We start from the raw sequence: 2,201 nt of genomic DNA on the forward strand, positions 1-2,201 counted from the left end.
CATCCCTGGAAACGCAAGGCGTGATCCCGCCAAAGCACATTGATTATCCGGACTGTCTGCACCCCTACCTACATCGCCGAATCAAAAAGACGGAAATGCGGTATGCTTCTCCTGATTCATGGGTGAAGCCTGCTAACGGCAAGGTGTTTGAACCCGGCCTGGTTAAAGATGTTATGGATACCCCATGGTCGTACCAGTATGAACCTGTTTGGGAGTCTGAAGCAGTAGAGTGGCTTTGCGAGTATCGGTACTATATTTGCGAAGGCATGGTTACGATGGTTGAAAGGTATGACCCAGACGGCGCTGACGATGCACCGAAGCCAGATGAGGCGGTTGTGGGGCGCATGGTCGCGGACTACGCGGTATCCCGCCAAGCCCCCGCTGGATTTTCCATGGATATAGGCGTACTCTCGACCGGGCAGACAGCTTTGGTAGAGGTAAATGACGGGTACGCATTGGGCCTATATGGGACCATCACTACAGCTAAGTCCAAAATATACCTGGATCTGCTTGAGAAACGGTATCTTCAGATCGCTCGGCTATCCAGGCGACTTGCTATGGGGATTAAATAGTGGCTAAGGAATCACGTAAAGAAAAACTTGAGAAGCTCGGCAGCGCGCTGCGGGCGGAATTCGAGCGCATCAAGCGCGATCGGCTTCCACTGGAAGAACGGTGGTTGCGGTCGTACCGTCAATGGAAAGGGATCTACGACCCGGAGATCGAATGCGCGATTCCGGCGGATCGCAGCCACACCTACCCACGAGTCACCCGCGTAAAGGGCTTGCACCTTATTTCGCGCCTGATCGATCTTTCGTCCGAGCGCAATTTCGATATCGAACCGTCTCCGGTGCCGTCTATCCAGAACGATGATTTGGTGGAGATTGTTCAGCAGGTGCAGGGTGATCCGGATGCGATCGAGAAAGCGATCCATAAACTCGCTCGCGAGCGCGCGGACAACCTGAAAAATCGCGTGACGGACCAGCTTAAGGAAATGGATTACGAAGCCACGCTGAACCGTGTCATCAAAAGCGGGGTGATGTACGGGGCCGGTATTGCCTGCGGCCCCCTCACTAACTCCGTCACTCGCCGTAAATGGGAGATTGAACCAAGCAGCGGTCAATACGTTCCGGTGTATGAGGATGAGAACGTACCGGAATTCGAGTACGTTTCGATATGGGATTTCTACCCGGACATGAGTGCACCGAACATTCGGTCGATGGACAAAATGTTCCGGACCATTCGCCTGGCGCGCCACGATATCAGCAATCTGATTGATGACGACGATGAGGATTCCGTATACGAATCCGACACCATTCGTAAGTGGCTGGAAGAAAACCCGCACGGAAATTATGCCCGCCCAAATTACCAGAAGCAGATGGACGAGGATGAGGAGATCCGGGTAACCGATGGGGACTACTACGAGCTGGTCTCATTCTATGGTTACATGTCCGGTCAGGAACTGGAAGACCTTGGCTTTGATGTCCCGAAGCAGTCGCTCAGCACTTCTGCCCCACTGGAAGTTGTGCTGCTGGATGACAAGGTGATCAAGATTCGCACGTCCCCCTATCCAGTGGACGTGCCGTATTACCACATTTTTATTCTGGACCCTGACGATGATAGCCGGATTGTAGGAGAATCGTTCCCGGAGTCTGTGCGTGACTCTCAGATGGGGATCTGCGCCGCCGCGCGTCAGATCAGTGATAACTCCGCAGTCGTGTGTGGGCCTATGGTCGAGATCGATACACAGAAACTGCGTCCTGGATCGGACAAGACGCTGAAGAGTTTCCAGGTCTTTGAGCGCGAGAACAATTCACTTAACCAGGATGATAACCCCGCTATTCGTAATGTCTCGATCGATTCCCGAATCACGGAACTCCTGGCCGTTTACAATATGTGGAAGGATCTGATGGACGACGAATCCATGATCCCACCGGTTTCGATGGGGAATGTTCAGGGCGAAGCGATGCGCACGGTTGGAGGGGTCTCACAGATCGCCGGCGCAGCGAACATGACGTTGCGCAATATGCTGCGCTCCATCGATCGCTACACGGAATCTGTGATCAGTTCGCTGGTCGAATGGTTTCAATCCGCTCCCGGCTTATTAGCCGGGAGATACGTTCATCTTTTGTCCCTTGTTGTTTCCCTGCCGAAGTTTCAATCCGCTCCCGGCTTATTAGCCGGGAGATACGCCGTCGTGCGCC

At 53.6% G+C, this 2,201-nt stretch carries 2 protein-coding genes; both read left to right on the plus strand.

The features are described 5' to 3' along the window. Positions 1-572 (plus strand): ATP-grasp domain-containing protein (locus tag E4680_RS13750; RefSeq protein ID WP_135282996.1); only part of this gene is annotated, 572 nt, incomplete at its 5' end. Next, positions 572-2,201, plus strand: a 1,630-nt coding sequence (locus E4680_RS13755) for a hypothetical protein (RefSeq protein ID WP_135282997.1), incomplete at its 3' end; no start/stop codon positions are given. The genes E4680_RS13750 and E4680_RS13755, both read left to right, overlap by 1 nt.

It is taken from the genome of Candidatus Macondimonas diazotrophica (genome assembly GCF_004684205.1).
Taxonomy (GTDB): domain Bacteria; phylum Pseudomonadota; class Gammaproteobacteria; order UBA5335; family UBA5335; genus Macondimonas; species Macondimonas diazotrophica.